This is a genomic window from Gordonia pseudamarae, from assembly GCF_025273675.1.
Taxonomy (GTDB): Bacteria; Actinomycetota; Actinomycetes; order Mycobacteriales; family Mycobacteriaceae; genus Gordonia; species Gordonia pseudamarae.
Genome location: NZ_CP045809.1, coordinates 1,287,809 through 1,310,612, shown reverse-complemented (window position 1 = coordinate 1,310,612; position 22,804 = coordinate 1,287,809). Strand labels below are relative to the sequence as shown.

21 protein-coding genes and 1 pseudogene are annotated in these 22,804 nt (G+C 67.4%); 9 read left to right on the top strand and 13 right to left on the bottom strand.

Annotated features, from left to right (window positions below):
• Positions 1-65: 65 nt before the first annotated feature.
• Complete coding sequence (locus tag GII31_RS05750; protein ID WP_213247599.1) at positions 66-839, bottom strand: hypothetical protein; 774 nt, start codon at positions 837-839, stop codon at positions 66-68.
• A gap of 280 nt (positions 840-1,119) precedes the next feature.
• Between GII31_RS05750 and GII31_RS05745 the strand changes: the two genes are divergently transcribed.
• Complete coding sequence (locus GII31_RS05745) at positions 1,120-2,079, top strand: HpcH/HpaI aldolase/citrate lyase family protein (RefSeq protein ID WP_213247597.1); 960 nt, start codon at positions 1,120-1,122, stop codon at positions 2,077-2,079.
• 37 nt (positions 2,080-2,116) lie between these two features.
• Positions 2,117-2,662 (top strand): flavin reductase family protein, encoded by a 546-nt coding sequence (locus tag GII31_RS05740; protein WP_213247595.1) that lies wholly within the window; start codon positions 2,117-2,119, stop codon positions 2,660-2,662.
• 34 nt (positions 2,663-2,696) lie between these two features.
• On the opposite strand, the gene GII31_RS05735 is transcribed toward GII31_RS05740, so the two are convergent.
• Positions 2,697-3,383 (bottom strand): GntR family transcriptional regulator, encoded by a 687-nt coding sequence (locus tag GII31_RS05735; protein WP_213247592.1) that lies wholly within the window; start codon positions 3,381-3,383, stop codon positions 2,697-2,699.
• 140 nt (positions 3,384-3,523) lie between these two features.
• On the opposite strand from GII31_RS05735, the gene GII31_RS05730 reads away from it, so the two are divergent.
• The 3 genes from GII31_RS05730 to GII31_RS05720 are packed head-to-tail and all read left to right on the top strand — an operon-like array spanning position 3,524 to position 7,141.
• Positions 3,524-4,951 (top strand): LLM class flavin-dependent oxidoreductase, encoded by a 1,428-nt coding sequence (locus GII31_RS05730; RefSeq protein ID WP_213247590.1) that lies wholly within the window; start codon positions 3,524-3,526, stop codon positions 4,949-4,951.
• Positions 4,952-4,997: 46 nt separating this feature from the next.
• The gene (locus GII31_RS05725) at positions 4,998-6,182 is read left to right on the top strand and encodes a CaiB/BaiF CoA transferase family protein (protein ID WP_213249918.1); all 1,185 of its coding nucleotides are present in this window, start codon (positions 4,998-5,000) and stop codon (positions 6,180-6,182) included.
• A 29-nt stretch (positions 6,183-6,211) separates the two neighbouring features.
• Entirely contained in the window at positions 6,212-7,141 is a 930-nt protein-coding gene (locus tag GII31_RS05720; RefSeq protein WP_213247588.1) for an HpcH/HpaI aldolase/citrate lyase family protein, read from the top strand.
• A gap of 208 nt (positions 7,142-7,349) precedes the next feature.
• On the opposite strand, the gene sepX is transcribed toward GII31_RS05720, so the two are convergent.
• From sepX to GII31_RS05695, 5 genes are all read right to left on the bottom strand, one after another.
• The gene (gene sepX, locus GII31_RS05715) at positions 7,350-8,648 is read right to left on the bottom strand and encodes a divisome protein SepX/GlpR (protein WP_213247586.1); all 1,299 of its coding nucleotides are present in this window, start codon (positions 8,646-8,648) and stop codon (positions 7,350-7,352) included.
• A 135-nt stretch (positions 8,649-8,783) separates the two neighbouring features.
• Positions 8,784-9,434: a GNAT family N-acetyltransferase gene (locus GII31_RS05710; RefSeq protein ID WP_213247584.1), complete on the bottom strand. Its 651-nt coding sequence runs from the start codon at positions 9,432-9,434 to the stop codon at positions 8,784-8,786.
• Positions 9,435-9,495: 61 nt separating this feature from the next.
• The gene (locus GII31_RS05705; RefSeq protein ID WP_213247582.1) at positions 9,496-10,212 is read right to left on the bottom strand and encodes a S1 family peptidase; all 717 of its coding nucleotides are present in this window, start codon (positions 10,210-10,212) and stop codon (positions 9,496-9,498) included.
• Between the two features lie 201 nt (positions 10,213-10,413).
• The gene (gene glp / locus GII31_RS05700; RefSeq protein ID WP_213247580.1) at positions 10,414-11,718 is read right to left on the bottom strand and encodes a molybdotransferase-like divisome protein Glp; all 1,305 of its coding nucleotides are present in this window, start codon (positions 11,716-11,718) and stop codon (positions 10,414-10,416) included.
• A 103-nt stretch (positions 11,719-11,821) separates the two neighbouring features.
• Positions 11,822-12,772, bottom strand: a complete 951-nt coding sequence (locus GII31_RS05695) for a UTP--glucose-1-phosphate uridylyltransferase (protein WP_213247578.1) — start codon at positions 12,770-12,772, stop codon at positions 11,822-11,824.
• 117 nt (positions 12,773-12,889) lie between these two features.
• Between GII31_RS05695 and GII31_RS05690 the strand changes: the two genes are divergently transcribed.
• Together GII31_RS05690 and GII31_RS22575 are read left to right on the top strand one after the other, a co-directional pair.
• Positions 12,890-13,489: a 5-formyltetrahydrofolate cyclo-ligase gene (locus tag GII31_RS05690; protein ID WP_213247576.1), complete on the top strand. Its 600-nt coding sequence runs from the start codon at positions 12,890-12,892 to the stop codon at positions 13,487-13,489.
• 15 nt (positions 13,490-13,504) lie between these two features.
• Positions 13,505-13,711, top strand: coding sequence for a hypothetical protein (locus GII31_RS22575; protein ID WP_407650000.1), 207 nt, complete (start codon positions 13,505-13,507; stop codon positions 13,709-13,711).
• Between the two features lie 14 nt (positions 13,712-13,725).
• On the opposite strand, the pseudogene GII31_RS22570 reads toward GII31_RS22575, so the two are convergent.
• A pseudogene (locus GII31_RS22570) lies at positions 13,726-13,929 on the bottom strand (FmdB family zinc ribbon protein); the annotation flags it as partial.
• Positions 13,930-13,955: 26 nt separating this feature from the next.
• A complete protein-coding gene (gene nhaA, locus GII31_RS05680) occupies positions 13,956-15,230 on the bottom strand; it encodes a Na+/H+ antiporter NhaA (protein ID WP_213247573.1) in 1,275 nt (424 codons plus the stop codon).
• A gap of 273 nt (positions 15,231-15,503) precedes the next feature.
• Between nhaA and GII31_RS05675 the strand changes: the two genes are divergently transcribed.
• Together GII31_RS05675 and mscL are read left to right on the top strand one after the other, a co-directional pair.
• On the top strand, positions 15,504-16,169 hold the full coding sequence (locus GII31_RS05675) for an SAF domain-containing protein (RefSeq protein ID WP_260840327.1): 666 nt from the start codon (positions 15,504-15,506) through the stop codon (positions 16,167-16,169).
• 309 nt (positions 16,170-16,478) lie between these two features.
• Positions 16,479-17,414: a large conductance mechanosensitive channel protein MscL gene (gene mscL, locus GII31_RS05670; RefSeq protein WP_260840326.1), complete on the top strand. Its 936-nt coding sequence runs from the start codon at positions 16,479-16,481 to the stop codon at positions 17,412-17,414.
• Positions 17,415-17,547: 133 nt separating this feature from the next.
• Here the strand turns inward: mscL and GII31_RS05665 are convergent, their stop codons facing one another.
• The 4 genes from GII31_RS05665 to GII31_RS05650 form a co-directional block, all read right to left on the bottom strand.
• Positions 17,548-18,699, bottom strand: coding sequence for an alpha/beta hydrolase family protein (locus GII31_RS05665; RefSeq protein ID WP_213247569.1), 1,152 nt, complete (start codon positions 18,697-18,699; stop codon positions 17,548-17,550).
• Positions 18,696-20,120 carry a wax ester/triacylglycerol synthase domain-containing protein gene (locus GII31_RS05660; protein ID WP_213247567.1) on the bottom strand — a complete coding sequence of 475 codons (1,425 nt, stop codon included), beginning with the start codon at positions 20,118-20,120 and terminating at the stop codon, positions 18,696-18,698. Before GII31_RS05660 ends, GII31_RS05665 begins: the two co-directional genes overlap by 4 nt.
• 4 nt (positions 20,121-20,124) lie before the next feature.
• On the bottom strand, positions 20,125-21,786 hold the full coding sequence (locus GII31_RS05655; RefSeq protein WP_213247565.1) for an AMP-binding protein: 1,662 nt from the start codon (positions 21,784-21,786) through the stop codon (positions 20,125-20,127).
• A gap of 61 nt (positions 21,787-21,847) precedes the next feature.
• On the bottom strand, positions 21,848-22,582 hold the full coding sequence (locus GII31_RS05650; protein ID WP_407649896.1) for a lysophospholipid acyltransferase family protein: 735 nt from the start codon (positions 22,580-22,582) through the stop codon (positions 21,848-21,850).
• Between the last annotated feature and the right edge of the window lie 222 nt (positions 22,583-22,804).

The window sequence follows — 22,804 nt, the reverse complement described above, 5'->3', positions numbered from 1 at the left end:
CATGGCCCCACTGTAGCCCGCCGGACACTGCGTGACGGCGGGCCACGGCGGGCTGAATCACAGCACTACTTTGCTGTCGCGATACCCAGCGAGGGGAAGTAATAGCAGGTGGCGTCACCGTTCTTGATGGTGCCGTAGATGGCTGCGAGCACCGTACCCTGGCCCGTCTCGACGAGACCACCCCGCGCGCCGTTGGTGGGCAGCAGCTTCACCAGCGGAGTGAGGGCGGTTTCGGCGATGCCCTTGGCACCCGGGATCCCGGCCTCCTCGATGCGCTGGGCGACGGCGTTGACGATCGTCTCGGCCAACCCGTCCATCGGCGCGCCGAGCCCGCTCTGGAGGGTGTTCACGTTGAGCCAGGCCACCCTCATCCCGGACCTGTCGGACCTGTCGGAGAACTGCCCGACCGGAACGAAACCGAACATGACCTCGCCCTTCTTGATCGCGTTGGCGTCAACAGTCTTGTTCAGCGGCCAGGGCAGTTTGATGGTGAGGTCACCGAGGCCCGGCGTGTACGGCCCCGGCACGGCGCCGCCGAGCGCGGTGGAGATGCTGAAGTCGGTGCAGGCGCCCACGGTGGGTGTGAACGGCGTGATGCCCAGGCCCTTGAGCAGCTCGTTGGCCGCCGCGATGCTGTCGGCGGCGGTGGTGTCGTACTGATGCCTGACCAGGGTCCGATCGGCCACGTCCTCCAGCGCGAGCCGGATGGCCGCGGACTGATCGGTCTGAGCGGGGGCCTTGGGAGCGGCCGATGCCGTCGGAGCCGCCACTACGGCCCCGGTGACCAGCGCAGATGACATCATGGCCGCGGCAAGAGCACGACGCGCACGCAATTTCATGAGTTCTCCTCGACTAGCGGTCTCCACGGAAGCGTCTGCCAAACCGACGAATCCCTGTGAAACTAGCGCACTTATGTGATAGATGTGAATATTGAGGTGTAGTCGTTATCATTTCGACATGCATCGGATGTCATGTCGCTACCCGGCCATCCCGTCGGACACGGCCGATCTCACGCCACTCGCCGGGTGCGGCGATATCCGATAATCGGGATGAGGTTCACGACGGGCGACTCTTGATATGTCAGACTTGGATTGATATTTCAACGTGAGGAGTTTTCGCATGGCGAATGCCGTCTACCGTCCGCGTCGCTCAACCCTGGCCGTACCCGGATCGAGCCAGAAGTTCATCGACAAGGCACGCTCGCTCAACCCGGACGCACTGTTCCTCGATCTGGAGGACGCCTGCGCCCCCGCCGCCAAGGCCGACGGCCGCGTCAACATCGTCAAGGCGCTCAACGAGGGCGGGTTCGGCGACACCACCCGCGTCGTCCGCATCAACGACTGGACCACCGAGTGGACCTACCGCGACGTGGTCGATGTGGTCAGCGGCGCCGGCGCCAACCTCGACTGCCTGATGCTGCCCAAGGTGCAGTCCGTGGCGCAGGTCCAGGCCCTGGACCTGCTGGTCACCCAGGTCGAGAAGGCCGAGGGTCTGGAGGTTGGCCGCATCGGTTTCGAGATCCAGATCGAAAACGCGAAGGGTCTGCTGGCGGTCAACGAGATCGCCGCGGCCAGCCCCCGCAACGAGACACTGATCTTCGGGCCCGCCGACTTCATGGCATCCATCCAGATGAAGTCCCTGGTGGTGGGCGAACAGCCCGACGGCTACGACACCGGCGACGCCTACCATCACATCCTGATGTCGCTGCTGATGGCCGCCCGCGCCAACGACCTGCAGGTGATCGACGGCCCCTACCTGGCGATCAAGGATCTCGACGGCCTGCGGCGCGTCGCCGGGCGGTCCGCGGCACTCGGTTTCGACGGCAAATGGGCACTGCACCCCACGCAGATCGACATCGTCAACGACATCTTCTCCCCGCGCCAGACCGACTACGACCACGCCGAGAACATCCTCGACGCCTACGACTGGCACACCTCGGCCGCAGGCGGTGCGCGCGGCGCGGCGATGCTCGGCGACGAGATGATCGACGAGGCCTCCCGCAAGATGGCGCTGGTGATCTCGGCCAAGGGCCGGGCCGCCGGGATGGCGCGCACCGATGTGTGGGCTCCGCCGCAGTAGCCTTGCTGATATATCAGATGGGAATTAATATGTCTCCATGGTGCCAACGCAACCCGTGACCCCCTCGAACGTCACCCCCGAGGTGTTCGCCGACCTGTTCCGCGAACACCCGGGCGGTGTTGCGGTGGTAACCGCCGACGCCGGCGGCGGACCGGTCGCGATGACCGTCACGTCGGTGTCGTCCGTCGACGTCTCTCCCCCGATCCTCATGTTCTCGGTATCCGGGCGATCCTCGAGCGCACCGACGATCCGCGCGGCGCGGACCGTCGTCGTGCACCTACTCGATGCCGACGACGTCGAGATCGCCAAGCTGGCCGCGACGCACGGCGTGGACAGGTTCGCCGACAACTCGTCGTGGTCGCGACTGCCCACCGGTGAGCCCCGATATCACGGGACCCGGGCCTGGATCCGCGGAATGCCCGTCGCGTCGATGGACGCGGGCGACGCCACCATCATCGCCGTCTGGGCGCTGGAAGCGGGTACGGCCGAAGGGAAGTCCGCGGCACCACTGGTCTACCACGCCCGCACCTGGCACGGACTCGGCGAGCACAGCAGGCTGGACCGGCCCTCCGGGCAGGACTGAGTCGCACGCAGGCCCGAAGCCCCTGCCCGGACCGTCAGCGGCGTCCGAGATGTTCGGCCAAAAGCTTTGCCGCGATATCGAAATGACCCTCGGCGATACGTCGCGCGGTGGCCCCGTCCCGGACCGAGAGGGCTCGGACGAGATCTTCGTGGTCATCGAGCGAGCAGGGCACCCGTTCCGGGAAGAGCGCGAAGAAGCGGCGCGGGATCATCCGGCCGGCATCGGAGAGCATGCCGATCAGGCGCGGCGAACCGCAGGCCCGGTTGATGGCGGCGTGAAAGAGCCAATTGAGGGTGGTGATGTCTTCACCGGATTGCGATGCGATCCGAATCTCTCGCTGAAGTTCCTTGACACGCAACAGGTCCCGTTCCGAAATCTTGCCGGCGGCCCACTGCGCGGCAACCCCGGACAGGGCCGCCATCAGCTGAAAGTTCTCGATGGTCGACTCCGGTGACACGCCGATGACCGTGACACCGCTGCGCTGCACCACCTTCACCAGCCCGTCCTGCGCGAGCGCCAGGCACGCCTCCCGCACCGGGGTACGGCTGGTACCGAACTCGGCGGCGTACTTGTCCAGATCGATACGGTCGCCCGGCGCCAACTCGCCCGCCAAGATCCGTTCACGCAGAACGTCGCCGACCCGCTCGCGGCCGGTACGCCGATCCGTCCGGTCGGCATCGACCTCACCGACCACCCACGGGCCCTGCACTGTGTCACTCACCGGCCACACCTCTCCTGCTCCGACCTGCCCAGTATCACCGATCGGCGTCACCGATCAGGGACCCGCCCTTGACGGGCCACGCTCGCGGCTATAAATATATCAGTTATCCGGTGATACTTTTAAACCCGAGAGGCATACCAATGACCGAATCGCGCACCGACCAACTCACCCTCGTCGCATTCATGCAGGCATCCAACGTGTCCGTGTTCTCCGGATCGTGGCGTTACGCCAGCTCGGCGGCCGACTACCTGGACCTGCGCTACTACCAGCGCATCGCCCGCACCCTCGAGGACGGCAAGTTCGACCTGATGTTTTTCGACGACCGCCTCGCGATGCCGTCGATCTACGGCAACTCACCCGACGAAGCCGTCCGGCGAGGAGCCCGCCCCATCAAACTCGACCTCACCGCCATCCTCGGCGCGATGGCCGCCGCCACCGACCACCTCGGGCTCGGCGCCACCTACTCCACCACCTACTACGAGCCGTTCCACGTCGCCCGTACCTTCGCCACCCTCGACCACCTCAGCCGCGGCCGCGCCGCCTGGAACGTGGTCACCTCCGTCAATGACGCCGAGGCGCGCAATTTCAGCGTCGACGCCCACACCGAACACGACCGCCGCTACGACCGCGCGGACGAATTCATCGACGTGGTGAGCAAACTGTGGGACTCGTGGGAGGACGACGCCATCATCGACGACCGCACCACAGGCGTATTCGCCGACCCCGACAAGGTGCACGAACTCGGCCACAAGGGCGAATTCTTCTCCGTTCAGGGACCGCTCACCGTGCCTCGCACCCCGCAGGGCCGCCCCGTGATCATCCAGGCCGGGCAATCCGGCCGCGGACGCCAATTCGCCGGTAAATGGGCCGATCTCATCTTCACCGGCAACCCCAGCCAGGCCATCGCGCAGGAACACTACGCCGACCAGAAGGCGACGATCGCCGCCGAGGGCCGCGACCCGAACAGCGTGCGGATCCTGCCGATGGTCTACGTCATCACCGGCGAAACCGAGGACATCGCCCGTCAGAAGGAAGCGATCTTCCTCAACGAACTCGTCCACCCGCAGGCCTCACTGGCACTGCTGTCGGAGGTCACCAACTACGACTTCTCCGGACACAGCCTCGACGACGAGATCACCGACGAACTCGTCGACTCCATCTCCGGTATCCGAGGCCTGGTGCAGGGCGTCAAACGGCACCTCGGCGATCAGCCGATGACCCTGCGGGTACTGGCCAATCACCGTGCCACACTCCTGCAGGGCCCCCGTTTCGTGGGCACCGGAGAACAGATCGCCGAACAGATGGCCGACTGGTTCAACTCGCGGTCCTGCGACGGATTCGTCATCGCCGCCACACATTTCCCCGGAGCATTCGAGGACTTCACCCGGCTGGTGGTGCCGGTGCTCCAGCACCGCGGCCTGATGCGCACCGACTACACCGGCAACACCCTGCGCGAAAACCTCGGCCTGGCACGCCCGGCCAACCACTTCGCCGACACCGCCGCACCGGCGGCCGACACGACCCCGGCACCGCTTGCCGCCGCACTGCCGGAGGCCGTCGGTGCCTGAATCGACAGCTTCGACCGCCCACCCGGGCACACCGCCGCGCAGCACCATGCTGTCGGGAATCCGGGTGCTCGACATGGCGACCCTGGCCGCCGCCCCCCTTGCCGCAACCTACCTCGGTGAATTCGGCGCCGACGTGATCAAGGTGGAGCAACCGCAGGGCGGCGACGCCATCCGCGGCTGGGGCGTGCAACGCAACGGCGTCGGCCTCATGTGGAAGAGCGTCGGACGCAACAAGCGATCGGTCACCATCGACCTGCGCACCGACGACGGCCAGCGACTCCTACGCGAGCTCGCCGCCCGATGCGATGTGGTGGTGGCCAACACCCGGCCCCTCACGCTGCGCACATGGGGTCTTGACTATGAGCAACTGTCCCAGGTCAATCCGAAGCTGGTGATGCTGCATATCACCGGGTTTGGCCTCGACGGCCCCAAGGCGCCGCGCCCAGGCTTCGGCACCCTCGGCGAGGCGATGAGCGGCTTCGCCCACCTCACCGGTGAACCCGACGGCCCGCCGACGCTTCCCGCGTTCATGCTGGCCGACGGGGTGGCCTCGCTCAATGCCGCCTATGCGGTGATGATGGCGCTGTACCACCGTGACGTGCACGGCGCCGACGGACAACTCATCGACATCAACCTGATCGACCCGCTCGCCCGGCTCCTCGAACAGGCGCTGCTCACCTACGACCAGACCGGGGACATACCGCGACGGGCCGGCAACAAATGGGACATCTCCGCCCCCCGCAACACCTATCGCACCGCCGACGACAAATGGCTCGCCCTGTCGGCCAGTGCGCCGACCATCGCGATGCGCGTGTTCCGGGCCATCGGGCGCGCCGATCTGGTGGAACACAACGACTTCGCCGACCCGCAGCAACGGCTGGCCCGAGCCTCCGAAGTCGACTCCATCGTCGCCGGCTGGGTATCGGCGCGAACCCTCGACGAGGCGATGCAGGTGTTCGAGGACGCCGAGATCGCCGCCGCCCCCGTCTACGACATCACCGACCTTATCGACGACGAACAGATGAAGGCACGCGGAGTGTTCGTCCGCATCGATGACGCCGACCTCGACAGCATGCTCGTGCAGGCACCCGTGCCCCGATTCTCCGGCAGCGAAGGCATCGTGGACAACCTCGGCCCCGCCCTCGGCGCACACACCGACGACGTGCTGGCCGAGGTCCTCGGCCTCGACGAGGCCGCCATCGCCGACCTGCACACCCGGAACATCGTCTGACCGCCACCACACGAAAAGGCCTACCGCACATGACCACCATCACCCGGCCCATCCGCCGACGATCCGAACTGGCCACGCCGGCCTCCAATGAACGCATGTTTGCCAAGGCCGCGACCTCGGCGGCCGACCTCGTGTTCCTCGACCTCGAGGACGCGGTTGCTCCGGCGCTACGAAAAGAGTCCCGCGCCAAGGCCGTTCACGCACTCAACGACTACGACTGGGGCGAGACCGCCCGCGCCGTACGGGTCAACGACATCAGTACGCACTGGGCCTACGGCGACATCATCGAGGTGGTGACCGGCGCAGGCCACAACCTCGACACCATCATCGTCCCGAAAGTCACCGCCGCCCGCGACGTGTGGTGGGTCGACGTCCTGCTCAGTCAACTGGAGACCGACCTCAACCTCACACGGCAGATCCGGCTCGAAGTACTCATCGAAGACGTCGCCGGCGTCGCGCACGCCGAGGAGATCGCCACCGCAAGCCCACGCCTGGACGCACTGATCTTCGGCGCCGGCGATCTGAGCGTGTCACAGGGTGCCCGCGTCGACACCAACTTCGTTCCGCGCGACCCGTACCCGGGCGACTTCTGGCACTACGCCCGGATGACCGTGCTGACCGCCGCCCGGATCGCGGGGATTCTCGCCATCGACGCCCCCTACCCCGATTTCGCCGACGCCGACGGCTACCAGAGGCAGGCCCGCTACGCGGCATCACTCGGCTACAACGGCAAATGGGCCATCCACCCCTCGCAGATCGACCTCGCCAACGCCGTGTACTCGCCTACCCCCGAAGAGGTCTCGCGGGCCCGGCGCAACCTGGATGCCTACCGCGACGCCGAGGCCCGCGGACTCGGAGCCACCAGCGTCGACGGTCAACTCGTCGACGCCGCACACGTCAAACTCGCCCAGGCAGTCCTGGCCCAGGCGGATTCGGTGAGTACCCCTTCGGCCCACTGAGGCCTCCGTGTCGGCCGACGCCCACCCCTCTCTCCGATTGAGGAACGAAGAGCCCACCCCTACGCCGATTGAGGTGCGAAGAGCCGCTAGACGATGAGCCTCGAAACCCGGTGAGATGACATTGTCGTCTCACCGGGTTTCGAGGCTCATCGCTTACGCTTCTCGCCGCTCAACCAGCGGAGGGGAAAGCTCGAACGGCGGCGGAGGATCAGCCGACGGCGCGGCCGTAGTGCTCGTCGGGAGAGCTGTCGAAGTACATGCGTCGCGGACCGTTGGGCAGATGCTCGAACACCGGATCCTCGTCATCGATCTCGAGGACGACCGCACCACCGGGCCGACGCCGACGCGGCGGTGCGGGCACCACCGGACGGATCCGGGACTGCCGCTCCTCCAGCTCGCGGCGGCGGGCCTCGTCCTTGCGCTGCCGTGCCGCGCGGGCCATCCGCTGTGCCCTGGCCTCCTGTTCGCGGACGACGGACCGACGAAGGAATGCCAGGTAGCCGACCAGGGAGACCGCGACGAGCATCGTCACCAGCCAGCCGATCAGTCCGAGAACCACACCGGCCACGATCGAACCGAGGAGCACGCCGAGGAAGCCGAGCAGCACCCGCTGGCGCTCCTTGTACCGGGCGTCGGAATGCTTGTCGACCAGGCTTTCCTTCGACCGCGACGGCGACGGCCTGCGCGGCGCAGCAGTGGTCACCGGGACCTGCTCAACCCGCGCAGTACCCGGCATCGCCTCGGCGAGCAGGTCGTCCTCAATCAGATCTTCTTCCAGATCGTCCGGTCCGGAATCGCTCAGGTCATCGCCGTCGAGTTCGGCCTCCGGGCCGATGTCGCGTGACCCGTCGGCGGTGTCGTCCTCGGATGCCTCATCCGACTCCGTGTAATCGTCCGCCTCAGTGTAATCATCCGCACCATCGTCTGTCGCCACGTCGGGCGAGGATTCCCCGGCCTCATCCGGGAGACATTCGGGAGTGACGGACTCGGGTGTCTCCGCGTCGAGTGCGACGCCCGCGGTGGTCACCGTCGGTTCGTCGGCGACCTCGGCCTTCTCAGTGGCCGAATACACCCCGATATCGGCTGTGTCGGTGCCGGTCTCCCCGGGCTCGGCCTCGTCGAGGTCGGTCGCGGTGGACTCCGGACCCTCGGCGATGACCTCGGCATTCTCCGACTCGACGGTCTCCTCGAACGCCTCGTCGGTGGCGTCCGCGGCAGGTTCGGACGCCTTGAGCCCGGCCGCCTTGAGTTCGGCTTCCTTCTTCTCCAACAAGGCGATCGCCGTCGGCGACGGCACGCGGGCGGGCTTGTGGGTGGGATCGGACGGGTGGGCGCCGGCCTTCTTGCGACCCGCCGACGCGCGCGCACCACCACGGTGCAGCGTGCGCGTGGAGGCGGCCGCGGCCGTGGCCTTGCGGACCTGCGGCCGACCCGTGTTGATCACCATCGGCACCAGGACGAACAGCCAGACGGCGACCAGGCAGATCCATAGGACGGAGTTCGGCATCAGGTCCCTCCTTCACTCATGCTGCAACCGCCACTCTGGCCACATTGCCACCATGAACAATCTATGGCGGATCACCCATGCCTGGGTACCGACGCGCCGAGCCCATCCGGATTGGCCCAGGTTCTCAGGAAATGTTCAGTAGCTCGCACGACCCGAACGCACCAGCGCCTCGACCGCGCTGGTCGGCAGGTCCTCCACGGTGAGCGCGAACAACAGGTGATCGCGCCATTGCGAGTTGACGTCCATATAGCGCTTGAGCAGGCCCTCGTTGCGGAAACCGACCTTGGCGAGCACCGCCTGCGACGCCTGATTGGCGGGCTGCACCGTCGCGTCGAGCCGGTGCAGCCCCACCCGGCCGAAGCAGTGATCGACACCCAGCGCCACCGCGGCGGTGGCGATACCCCCGCCGAAGTGTTCCGAGTCGATCCAGTAGCCGATCCAGGCACTGCGCACGGCACCGCGCTGGATGTTGCCGACCGTCAACTGCCCCACGTACCGGCCGTCGAGCTCGATGACGTAGGGCAGGATCGTGCCCCGTTTGGCCTCCGACCTGAGCGCCGAGTACAGCGGCCCCCACTGGCTGGTGTGATGTCGCTGCTCCCAGGTACCCATCCCGGTCGGTTCCCACGGGACCAGCGTCTGCTCGTTGCGCACACGCAGCTCACTCCAGGTCTTGGCGTCGCGGAGCCGGATCGGCCGCACACTCACCTGACCTGCGGACGTCCGGATCGGCCCGAGAGTCGACTGCCACGTCTTGCCGTACGGTCCCCCCCACCAATTCAGCACGCCGGCTCTCTCCGTACTGGCCGCGTCGGCCCGGGGCGCATCAGCATGTGATCCGGGGAGATCAGACCGGACGGAATCCGGCGCCGACGCCTCCGTAATAGTTGAGCTGGTCGAGCACGACCGACACCTTGGTGGCGATCATCGGCGAGTAGATCGGGATCGACGGGTGGATGCATTCGACGATGACGCCGGCGTTGGTGAACGGGATCGCCACACCGGCGCCGCCGGTCAGGATGCCGACGAGCTTGCCGCCGGCGATCACCGGTCCGCCCGAATCGCCGGGGGCCGCGCACACGTAGCTGAGGGTCTCGTAGCTGCGGGCGCTGTTCTCGATGACCTGACCGCACGAGAAGCCGGTGGTCCGGCCCGACTTGCAGACCTGGGTACCCGCCCGCGGATGCTGCGCGACATCGGTCACCGTTGCCCGGCCGACGGTGCGCACCGGATACACGGCCGCCTTGTTGAACACGATGACCGAGTAGTCGACCTTCTTGTTCTTGGCCGCGATGGTGCCGATGACACCCGAGCGGCGGCTCTCGATCGACACCTTGGAGCCGACGTTGCCGCAGTGTCCGGCGGTCAGTCCGACGAGCCGGCCGCCCTTATCGTAGCCGGCGGCGGCCAGCGTGCACGCAGCGGACCCGTCGACGACGATCGGCGTGCCCGGACCCACGGCATAGCCGGGAGCCGCCTGCGTCGGCGACGCCATCAGACCGGTGGGAATCAGAACGGCGAGCACTCCGGCGAGAGCGACCAGGATCCGCGAAGCGGTACGCATAAGTCTCCGATCGAGATGGACGTTATCGGATACAGCGGGGTCCGCGGCGGATACCTGCTGTGAGGTGGGAAACACGACCGAGACTCTAGCGCACCGGGCGCACCGGTTCGGTCAGCCCGGCGTACGAAATCCGAATCGAATCGCCCTCCGAGAGCCTATCCCACCCGCCAACTCATCGACAGCATGCCCTGGCTGTAAGACCTAGCCACGCTGGGCGAGGAACGCGACCTCCACCTCGTCGCCGGTACCGAGCTCCTCGACGTCCGGTTCGACGATGATCAGGCAGTTGGCCTCGGCGAGTTCGGCGAGCAGATGTGAGGAACCCGTCGGCGAGGCCCCGATCACCTGCACCAGGTACTCGCCCGAGCGTTCATCACGCATCAGCTGTCCACGCAGGTAGCCCTTGCGGCCCGCCACCGACACGATCGGCCCGATGGTGCGTGCCCGCACCGTCCGCCGCATCGGTTGGCGCTTGCCGAGCGCGATCCTGATCAGCGGGCGCACCATCACCTCGAAGGCCACCAGCGCGCTCACCGGATTGGCCGGGAGCAGGAACGTGGGCACCTCGTCCCGGCCGAGCCTGCCGAATCCCTGCACCGAGCCCGGGTGCATGGCGATCCGGGCGATCTCCAGGTCGCCGAGATCACTGAGCGCGGCCACCACCGCGCGCGAGGCGCTGCCACCGACGGCGCCGGTGATCACCACGATCTCCGACCGGATCAGCTGCGCCTCCACCACCTCCCGCATCCGGGAGATGTCCCGTTCGGCGATCCCGACCCGGTTCACGTCGGCTCCCGCATCACGGCCCGCGGCGGCCAGTGCGTAACTGTTGACGTCGAAGATCTGCCCCGGACCGGGCGCCCTGTCGATGTCGACGAGCTCGTTGCCGATGGAGATCACCGACATCCGCGGTCGCGGATGGACCAATACCCGCGGCTGCCCGACCGCTGCGAGCAGGCCCACCTGCGCCGGGCCGATGATCGACCCCGAGCACACCGCGACGTCGCCGGGCGCCACATCATCGCCGACACGCCGGATGTAGTCCCCGCTGCCCACTCCGTGCCCGATCTTCACGCGCTGCTCACCGCCGTCGGTCCAGCGCAACGGCACCACGGCGTCGGCGAGCGTCGGCATGGGAGCACCGGTCTCGACCCGCACCGCCTGACGCGGCTGCAACCGGGTGGGCGTACGCGCACCTGGGGAGACGTCACCGACCACCGGCAGTCCGACGATCAGCGGTTCGCCTGCCATCAGGTCCACGAATTCGGCGCCACCGGGGTCGAAGTCGTCGAGGTCGTCGGGAGCGTCCTGACCGGCGAGCGCGACATCGACCGCACGTACCGCGTATCCGTCGATCGCCGCCTGGTCGAAGCCGGGCATAGGCCGCTCGGCCACCACTTCCTCTGCACACATGAGGCCCTGTGCCTCCGAAATGGCCACCCGAACCGGCCTGGGTGCCACCGCCGCAGCGGTCACCAAAGTCAGATGATCCTCGACCGAACGCATGTCACCTCTCGCACCTCTTGAGCTGCCGGTGTCACGCTATCCGGCCGCAGGCCTGTGGGAAAGCAGGCGCGCTGAGAGGACACCAAGTGCGCCGGACCGGCCCTCACTCCTCGGCAAGCCTGTTGACCAGCCATTCACGCAGGTCGGGGCCGTAGTCGTCGCGGTCGAGGGCGAAATCGACCGCGGCCTTCAGGTAGCCGCCGGGATTGCCCAGGTCATGCCGGGTGCCGTGATGCACCACGACGTGCACCGGCTCACCCTCGGCGATCAGCAGCGCGATGGCGTCGGTGAGTTGCAGTTCGCCGCCCGCCCCCGGGGTGATCCGGCGCAGCGCGTCGAAGATCTTCCGGTCGAGGATGTATCGTCCTGCCGCGGCCAGATTGGACGGCGCCTGGTCGGGGCTGGGCTTTTCGACCATGCCCTTGAGCCGCATGACGTTCGGGTTGTTGGCGTCGGGCAGTTCCTCGACGTCGAACACGCCGTAGGCGCTGATCCGGTCCCCCGGCACCTCGATGGCGCACAGCACCGAGCCGCCGCGCCGGGCGCGGGTGCGGGCCATCACCTCGAGCACCCCGCCGGGCAGCACCAGGTCGTCGGGCAGGAGCACCGCGATCGCGTCCTCGTCGTCGTCGAGGTATTGCTCGACGCAGCCGACGGCGTGCCCGAGCCCGAGCGGCTTGTCCTGCACCACCGAGGCCACCTCCAGCAACGACGGCGCCTTGCGGACCTTGGCCAGCATCGCCTCCTTGCCGCGCTTGGACAGCGTGTTCTCCAGCACCAGGTCTTCCACGAAGTGCGCGACCACGCCGTCCTTACCGGGCGAGGTGACGATCAGCAGTCGTTCGGCGCCGGCGGACTTGGCCTCTTCGGCGACGAGTTCGATTCCCGGGGTGTCGACGACGGGCAGCAGTTCTTTGGGGACGGTCTTGGTGGCGGGCAGGAATCGTGTTCCCAGACCGGCCGCCGGGACCACCGCGGTCCGCGGGATGGGCGGGGTGTCGGGAACGGACTCGTGTTCGGCGGTGAGTTCCGCGCGTGCGCTCGTTGCTGCCATAGATCCACCCTAGGCTGAGATGTATGGCGTTGGTGTGTCCACAGGTAACAGATCACAACTTCGCAGGCCCCGTCCAGCAGACCCACAACCGACGTATCCGAGCCAGGGAGGTATGCGATGACCGGCACCAAAGATGAGGTTCGCGCCGCCGTCCGGGCCACCCGCCGGGCCCGGCCGGCGGATGAGCGTGCCCGCGCGGCACAGGATCTCGCGGGATGGATGACGTGCTCACCGTTCCGGCTCGAATACGACGTCGTGGTGGCCGCGTATGTGCCGACGGGCACCGAACCGGGGTCGCGGGCGATGCTCGAGGCGCTGACCGGCCAGGGTGTGCGTGTGCTGGTCCCGATCGTCGCGCCCGGCCCGCCCGCACCGTTGGACTGGGCGCGCTACGACGACGCCGACACCCTGACCTCGGCCCGGTTCGGGCTGCATGAACCGGGAGGGGACAGACTCGGGCCCGACGCCGTCGCCAAGGCAGCGGTGGTGTTTCTGCCGGCGCTGGCCGCCGCTCGCACCGGGGTGCGGCTGGGCCGGGGCGCCGGCTACTACGACCGTTCGATCGCGACGGCCTCGGCCGCGGAACTGGTCGCGGTCGTCTACGACGACGAGCTGGTCGACGATCTGCCCGCCGACCCGCACGATGTTCCGGTCGACTGGGTATTGACCCCCGGCGGCGGATTCGTCCGCTGCGAGCCGGCGGCGGACGACAACTAGGCCGAGGCCGCCGCGGTGCTCGTCGAGGACGAGGTGCTCGACGCCGAACCACTTCCCGACGCCGAACCACTTCCCGACGCCGAACCACTTCCCGACGACGAACCACCGGAGGAGGACTCCGACTTCGTCGAGGAGGAATCCGACGAGGAGGAGGTGCTCGCGGAGTCCGAGCTCGATGCCTTCTCCGACGCCGTGGAGCCCGACCTCGAGTCGGTGCGGTAGAAGCCGCTGCCCTTGAAGACGATGCCGACGGAGTTGAACAGCTTGCGAAGGCGGCCCGCGCACGCCGGGCATTCGGTCAGCGAGTCATCCGAGAACGACTGGACGATGTCGAACTTGTTGTCGCATTCCGTGCACGCATATGAGTAGGTGGGCACCAATACCTCCGAAGATCTGAATCTGCCGACGCGTATTCTAACGCGTTGTTGGCACTCACTCATTCCGAGTGCCAATCCATGGGACCGAATCAACCTCCGGGCGGTCGGTCGCCCCGCTGATAGACGTCCGGCACACCGTCGCCGTCGGCGTCGATCTGTTCGATCCGGGCGAGCTCGCGGTATCCCCGTTCACGCATCCGCAGCACGGTCGCCGCGATCAGCGCCGCGGCCACCGATCCGAGCAGCACACCTATCTTGGCGTGTTCGGCGGTATGTGCGTCATCCGGATACGCCAGCTCGCTGATCAGCAGCGATACCGTGAATCCGACACCGCCCAGGATGCCGATACCGATGACGTCCGGCCAGCGCAAGCCGTCGTCGAGCGAGGCCCTGGTGAACCGTGCCAACGCGGCGGTGGCCGAGACGATGCCGACCGCCTTGCCCACCAGCAGCCCCAACAGCACCCCGAGCGTCACCGGATCGGTCAGGGCGCCGCGGATGCCGGACAGGCCACCGAAGGTCACGCCCGCCGCGCAGAACGCGAACACCGGGACCGCCACCCCCGCCGACAGCGGACGCAGTCGGTGTTCGAGGTGTTCGGCCGTACTCCTGTGTTCACCGCCGAGTACCGGGACGGTGAAGCCCAGCAGTACCCCGGCCACGGTGGCGTGGATACCCGAGGAGTGCACGAATGCCCAGGTGCACACCGCGAGCGGGACGAGTACCCACCACGACCGCACACCGCGCCGCACCGCGACCGCGAACGCCGTCAACGGGATCAGTGCCAGCCCCAGTGCGCCAAGGTGCAGGTCGGAGGCGTAAAACACGGCGATGACAACGATGGCGAGTAGATCGTCGACCACCGCGAGGGTCAGCAAAAATGTGCGCAGCGCCGACGGCAGGTGAGTGCCGACAACCGCCAGCACGGCCACCGCGAAGGCGATGTCGGTTGCGGTCGGGATCGCCCAGCCGCGCAGTGCGCCCGACCCGGCGGCGGTGTTGACGGCCAGGAAGACCAGCGCCGGAACCACCATGCCACCGACCGCGGCGAGTACTGGCAGCACCGCGCGAGCCGGATCGCGCAGATCGCCGGCGATGAATTCGCGTTTGAGTTCGAGGCCGACGACGAAGAAGAACAGCGCGAGCAGTCCGTCGGCGGCCCACTGTGCCACCGTCAGGTCCAGGTGCAGCGATGCCGGGCCGACCTCGGTGGCCATCAGCCGGTGGTACCGGTCCTGCGCGGGGGTGTTGGCCGCGACCACGGCGGCGAGTGCGGCCAGCAGGACCAGCATTCCGCCGATCGTCTCCTTGCGGAGAATGTCGGCCACCCGGCCCGCCTCGGGCCAGGAGCCGCGGCCGAACAAGGTACGACGGCCGGCACCGTCGTTCGGGTTGTGCCCGGTGTGTTGTTCCTGAATGGCGTGGCTCCCACCTGCGGGCGGCTCCGCCGGTCGCGGAGCACAGTTCTGTTACCCGCCGACCAGACTTCCCGGCACACCGGGTCCATACAGTAACAGCCGACCGGCACCGGCGCCACCGACGGAACGCTGTCAACCTTGGTTTCCCCAGGTCAGCCGGTTGTCCACAGATCGTCTCCGGCGGCGCGCGAGGCGCCCGGACACCCCTAGCGTCGTCGTATGCCCGTACTATCGCCCCGCGACCCGCTCGCGCCCCGAGTCCTCGACCGCATCCGCCACCTCGCCCGGCCGTCGTGGACCCGTTCGGTGGTCGTTCGCCGGGTCGCCGCCATCGCCCTGGTGCTCACCGCGATCGTGGTCGGGCTGTCCGGGCAGGCCGCCGACGCCGACCGGCCGGTCATCGTCGCCGCACGCGATCTGCACCCCGGGGCGCGACTGTCCGCCGAGGACCTGTCGGTGAGCCGGGTTCCGGGCCGGCTGGTACCGAAGGGTGCGATGCGCCTGTCGGCCGACTGCGTGGGCCGCACGGTGGTGTCCCACATCCGTTCCGGCGAGATCCTGACCGACGCCCGGGTGCTCACCTCCCGACTCCCCCGGCAGCTCACCGGGCGGGCGTCGGCCCGGCTGGTACCGGTCCGTCCGGCCGACGCCTCGGTGGGCTCGATACTGCGCGAGGGTGATGTCGTCGACGTGCTGGGGCCGGATTCGGCGGTGCTGGCGCGGGGTGCGGTCGTGGCGCTCACGACGGGACTCACGCAGGTCTCCGGCCCGTTGTCGGGAGGCGGTTCGACGTCGGCGCCGATCCTGTTGGCGATGGCGGAACGGGAGGCGCACCGGGTGGCAACCGTCGGCCTGGATTCGGCACTTGCCATGGTCCTGCACTGAATAGTGCTCTACATCACTGTCGATGCCGCTGGTGCCACCCTCCGAAAAGCACAGGTCAACGGCGTGATCCCGGGCACACATACAGTCAATTCTTTGCCAACCACAAGATAATCAAGTATTTGGCAAAAGTATTCCGACACGCGGAGAGAGCCGGTGAAAGCACTGTCGCTCGTTTATCATCCTGGATAGGCTTCGCCCGAGTGCGCTTCCGTCACGGGAGTCGCGGTGACCTCACCGACGCAACGAGAACCGACGTACAAATTACCGACGTACTGACGAGCATGTATCGACCATCACGAGAGGACAGCCGTGCTCAAGGGCTTCAAGGAATTCATACTCAGAGGTAACGTGGTCGAGCTGGCCACAGCGGTGATCATCGGTGGAGCTTTCACCGCGATCGTCACCGCTTTCACCTCCAGCATCATCGAACCGTTGTTCGCCGCCATTCCGGTCGGCAGTGGTTGCGACGACGGCGCCACCGCGACGGCCGCCGCGGACGGGACGGTCGCCGGACCGATCCAGAGCTGTCCACTCGGGTTCAGGATCCTCAGCGACAACGAAGCGACCTTCATGGACTTCGGCGCGCTGCTGACCGCGATCATCAACTTCCTGATCATCGCCGCGGTCATCTACTTCCTCATCATCATGCCGTACACCAAGCTCTCCGAGCTGCGGAAGAAGCCCGAGGACGAGGCCGACGACGACGAGATCTCGCTGCTCACCGAGATCCGCGACCTGCTCGATCCAGACGGCAAGATCGCCGAGAAGAAGGCCGCCGCCAAGAAGGCCGCGGACGAGAAGGAAGCAGCGGAGAAGGAAGCAGCCGACAAGGAGGCCGCCGAGCGCGAAGCCGCCAACCGGCTCGGCAGGCTCGGCGGTGATCCGCTCGGAGCTCCGGTCGGCGCCACACAGCGCTTCACCGCACCGCCGCCGGCCGCACCGCAGGCTCCCCAGCCCGGTGCACCGCAGGGACCGCCTCCTGGTGGCCCGGGTTACGACGCCCCCGGCGGTCCGCCGAGCCAGCCGCTGTACACCAACCCGCCGCGCTACGGTGCCCCGTCTCCGTATAAGCAGCAACCGCACCAGCCGTCGCCGTACCAGCAGCAGCCGCCCGCCGGTGGTTACCCGACACCGCCGCCCGCGCAAGGCAACTATCCGGCCCCGGGCGCCTATCCCGGCCAGTACCCACCGGAGGGCGGCGAGTACCCGAACGACCCCGACGGTCCGGGCAGGCACTCACGCTGACGCATCACCTCCACAACTGAACGAGGCACTTCGGGCGTGTCTCCCAATTCCCTGTGCCGCCCTCTGCGGAAGAATTGGGAGACACGCCCGAGTAGGGCGGCAACCCGACTGATTCGGCGCCCTCGTGCCCTACCTATACCGAGGGAGCCGACTTCGTGGGCCTGCCGAGCAGGAAACTGTCGGCCACCGCCTTGACGTCGCCGGCGAAGACCGAACCCACGTGGCTGCCCTGATACCAGTGCACCCGGCCGTTCCAGTGCTGGTGTAGCTGCTGGGCGGCGGTCACCGAGGTGATCCGGTCGTTGAGCGCCGCGATCACCATCCTCCGGTCGGGCTCCGCGTGCGGTTCGACACTCAATGGGTCCATGACCGCCGACACCGTCCGCACGGGCTCGCTACTGAGCAGTTCAGCCATCAGTTTGCCCCGGATACCGCCGCGCGCCATGTGATGGGTGAGCGTACGGTGCATGTCGAGCATCGGTACTGTCGCCAGGACCGACGACACCCGCGGATCGAGCGAGGCCACCAGCGCGGCGATGGGCCCGCCGAGTGAGGTACCGGCGATCGTGATATCGATCGGGTCGTGCGTGTGGATCCAGCCGATCAGCGACCGGATCTCGGCAACCGCCCGCATGGTGATCAGCACGTTGAGGATCGGGTCAAAACCCGGATACGCGACCCCCGGCAGACTGCGCGGGCCGTGCGCCGGCAACACCGGCATGACCACCTCGAAGTCGAGATCGTTGTGCAGATGCGCCGCGCGGAAGGTGAACAGGTCGTCGGGCCTGCCCTGAGAGGCGCCATGCACCCAGATCAGCCACCGACGGCGGGTGCCGCCGTGGCTGAGCACCCGCGCCGACGCCTCGTTGGCGGCACCCGGGTCGAACTCCGCCACCGATGCGGGCAGCGGATCGGCCACCTGGAAGGAGATCTGCTCGTACGGTGTGGTCATGAATCGGCGTGATTGGCGCCTGAGGATCGCGGGTGGCCCGGGATCGCGGCTGGCGCCCTGGACACCGAGTGCGACGAACTCGTCGGCGATCGTCGCGCACCTGTCGACGTAGTCGGCCACCGCCTCGTCGGCGGGAATGTCACGCAGCACCGAATTGAGGGCGATGAAGAACTCATCGAAGACCGTTTCACCGACCGCCCGCGGCCCCCAGCCCGACCGGGGCCGACCGCTGCGGGTATCACGGATGTGCGCGATCCGGGCACTGCGCAGCGACCGTGGCACCACCTCGGCGAACATGAAGGCCCTGCTGAACCCGGCTTCCCAGCTTTTCACTGCTTTTCCTCAACCTTTCGCACACTCTGATCCGTGCCGTCCGCCAGCCATTGCCGTTGCGGACTTTCCGGCAGGCCCAGCGTCCGGGATACCTCGTTGAGCGACTCATGCACGCGCTCAAGGAAACTGCGCGGGTCAGGCATCGACTCAGGCGTGGACACCAGACCCATCGTGATCCGGCCGGCATAGCTGTAGGCGGTCAGGTTCACATCGGCGGGTGCGATCGCCAGTGCGAACGACACCCAGTCGACCACCTCGATGTCGCCGACCCACCGGGTTTTCTTGGGGCCCGGCATGTTTGCCGTGGTGATGTTGTTCATCACGCGCGGCATCCGGTGCGCCGCGAGGATCCGGAACACCGGCCCGAGGCGGCCGGTATAGGCCGAGGTCTTCTCCGTCAGTTCGAAACCTACCTGCCGGCGGTAGGCGACCGCCTCATGACAGCTGGCCGCGGTCCGGACGACCCGCTCCACCGGATCGTCCAGATCGGCGCGCAGATACGCTGAGGCGGTGGCGATCTCGTTGCCCCACGTACGGGGTGAGGTGATGTCCTTACACACCCCGAACACGCTGACCTGTGCTCCCGGATTCTCACCGCGGGAAAGCAGTTCGGCGCGCATGGCACCGGCTATCACTCCGTGGAGCGCACCGTTGACGGTGGTCTCGGTGGCCACCGCGATCCGTTGCACCGCCGCCAGCGGGATCTCACCGCTGGCACATACCCGGACCGCACCGCTCGGAGTGTTGAAACTGTTGCGCGGCACCGTCAACGGCCTGGGTAGGGTGGGCGTGCCGCTCTTGATACGTGCGGCCCGGGCGAAACCGCCCACCATTCCCGGAATGGCCCGCAGCAGGCGGCGCGATTCCTCGCGCGCCATCCTTCCCAGCACCCGCCGGTCGACCGGAGCGGACACCGGGTCGATGGGCGCGGGTTCGATGACCCCGCCCTCCTCCGAGGTGGCACCCATAAAGGTGTTGAGCGCGGCCAGCCCGTCGGCCACCGCATGGTGGATGCGCACCACCACCGCCTGACGGCCGCCGGTGACCCCGTGTATCAGGGTCAATGCCCACAGTGGACGATGCCGATCCAATTGCCGCACAGCGAGTTCAGCGAGCACCGCGTCAAGTTCGGCGCGTCCGCCCGGCTCAGGCAGCGTCACCTCATCGAGGTGGTTACGGATGTCGAAGTCCTTGTCACGTACCCAGAACGGCCGGGCCTGATATGCGGGCAGCCGCTCGAGATGCTGTGTGGAGCGCGGGAATCTGCCCAGGTATCGCGGCAGGATGTCCACCAGTTCGGTCAACGACACCGGTTTACCCCGACGTGAGGTATCGATGACCGCGATCTTGAGCGTGTGCATCGGCGTCGTGCGTGTCTCCATATTCAGCATGAGGGCATCGGGCCCACTCAGCCGTTCCATGACATCACCCAACTTTCGATTCAGGGCCGCCGAGCGCACGTTTGAGAACCTTGCCGGTGGCGTTGCGGGGCAGTTCGTCGAGGAAGTGAACCTCTCGCGGCACCTTGTACCCGGCGAGCTGCTGCTTGACGTGCTGCTTGAGGTCGGCTTCGCCGAGTTCGAAACCGGGACGGGCCACCACGTACGCTGCCAGCCGCTGACCGAACTTCTCGTCGTCGACGCCGATCACCGCCACCTCACCGACCCCCGGATACGCACCGAGCACCTCCTCGACCTCCAACGGGTAGACGTTCTCGCCGCCGGAAACGATCATCTCGTCGTCGCGGCCCACCACGAACAGGAGACCGTTGTGGTCAATGCGGCCGACATCGCCGGAGACCATGTGGTTGCCGGCGAACGCCTTGGTATCCGAGGAGGTGTAGCCATCGAAACCGGAGTTGCTCTGCACCACGATCCGGCCGATCTCGTCGGTGCCGAGTTCGCGGTCGTCATCGTCGAGAATGCGCACGCTGGTGCCGGTCAGCGGGCGACCGGCGGTCTCGGGTGCGATGCGCATGTCGGCGGGGGTGGCAGTGCTGATAAGTCCGGCCTCGGTGGCGTTGTAGCTGTTGTAGATGATGTCGCCGTAGCGGTCCATGAAAGCCAGCAGCGCCTCGGTGCGCATCCGGGAGCCGCTCGCGGTGACAAAACGCAGTGACGGCATGGGCCGGGCGTCGAGCACCTCGGCGGGCAGATCGATGATGCGTTCGATCATCACCGGCACCACCGCGAGACCGGTGGCCGCATGTCTGCGCACCAGGTCGAGGGTGCCCTTCGGGTCGAAGCGGCGCTCCATGATCATGGTGCAGGTCATGGTCGACGAGATGGCCATCTGACCGAAACCCCAGGCGTGGAAGATGGGCGCGGCGATCACCGTCGACTCTCCCGCGCGCCACGGGATGCGCTCGAACATCGCGGCCAGCGACGAGATGTCGGTACTGCCTCCCCGGCGGGCGCCCTTCGGCGTGCCGGTGGTGCCGGAGGTGAGCAGCACGATCCGGCCGGCTTTGGTGGGCCGGCGCGCGCGATGGCCCCAGTGCGCCTCGATCAGACCGTCGAGGGAGTCGGTGCCGGCGACCGGGGCGGCGGGGTCCTCGATCCACGCACGCACCACGCGCAACTTCGGGAGCCGCTGGACGGCCGGGCCGAGGAGCGCGTCGAACTCGTCGTCGGCGATGAGTACGTCGGCCTGTTCACGCTCAAGCACGTCGGCGAGCTGCGGAGCCGCGAAACCTGTGTTGAGCAGCACCGAGTCCGCGCCGAGCCGGGACACCGCCGCGATCGACTCGACCAGGCCACGATGGTTACGGCACATGACGGCGACGGTCGCCACATCTGGGATGGCCGCCAGCGCTGCGGCCAGCGCGTCGGCCCGCCGGTCGAGTTCGCCCCAGGTGACCGGTCCGGCCTCGTCGATGATCGCGGTGCCGTTCGGCGCGCGCACGGCGGCCAGACCGATACCACTGACCGGTGATGCTCCGCCGTGCCTGCGCATGGCCAGACCCATCCGGACGTACCGGTCGGGCCGCAGCACCGTAAGAAACCCACTGCCGACCAGTTCACGGATCACCCAGATCAACGCCGCGATCCGGCCGCGAACCGCGGCCGCCACACCTGAGAAGTTCATACCCTCACCACCGTCTGTTCGTCGGACCTTTTACCTACCCACCCCGCGGTGTCCCGCGCATTCAGCCCAAAATCGGGAACCTGCGTTTGTCCGCGAGCTCGTCGAGGGCATGCTGCATCCGTGCGCGGATCTCCGCGTCGACCATGTCGATGTCGGGGTCGTCGCCGAACTCAGCGGCGATGTCGACCGGGTCGAGCACCCGGGTGATCAACTTGGACGGCAGCGGAATATTCAGTGAGACACCGAGGCTCAGGCCGAATGGGAAACCGAAGACGAACGGCACGGAATCGGCGCGCACCAGCTTGTCCAGCCGCAGAAGTTTGGCCAGGGTGTCGCCGCGGTTGATGTACCACTGCGTTTCCTGCCCGCCGATCGTCACGATGGGCACGATCGGCACCCCGGCTTTGAGCGCGGTCCTGATGTAGCCGGTACGGCCGCCGAAGTCGACGTTGGCACTCTGGGAGGTGGGACGCATCGCGTCCCAGGTGCCGCCGGGAAAGACCAGCGTGGCGGCACCCTCCTTGAGCGCGCGGACCGCGTTCTTGGGGTGGGCCGGCAAGAAGCCGACCTTGCCGAAGATGTCTTTGCCGGGGCCGGTGAACACCAAGTCGTGAGCGAGGGTGTAGAGCGGTCGGTTCTCACCGAACTGCTCGGCGAACGCGACGCCGATCACCGGCACGTCGAACGCGGTTATCCCGCCGGAGTGGTTGGACACCAGCAGAACACCGCCGTCGGGAACCTTCTCCATGCCGGTGACCTCGGACCGGAAGTAGTTCTTGGCGATGAGCCGCAGCAACGGCAGGACGCGTTTGACCCAGTCCTCATCGCGGGCGACCAGGTCGGTGCGCAGCCCGTCCGCGGGGGCCGCGTCCTTGTCGCCGGAGTCCGGACCATCCGGGCCCGTCCCGTCGGCCGTTACGGTTGGTTTGTCTGCCATTGTTCTCTCGTCATCCTCCACGCCCACCGCGGCGCTCGCGCGCGCGGCCATCCGCCGCGATCATTGTCGGTGCAGCCGATG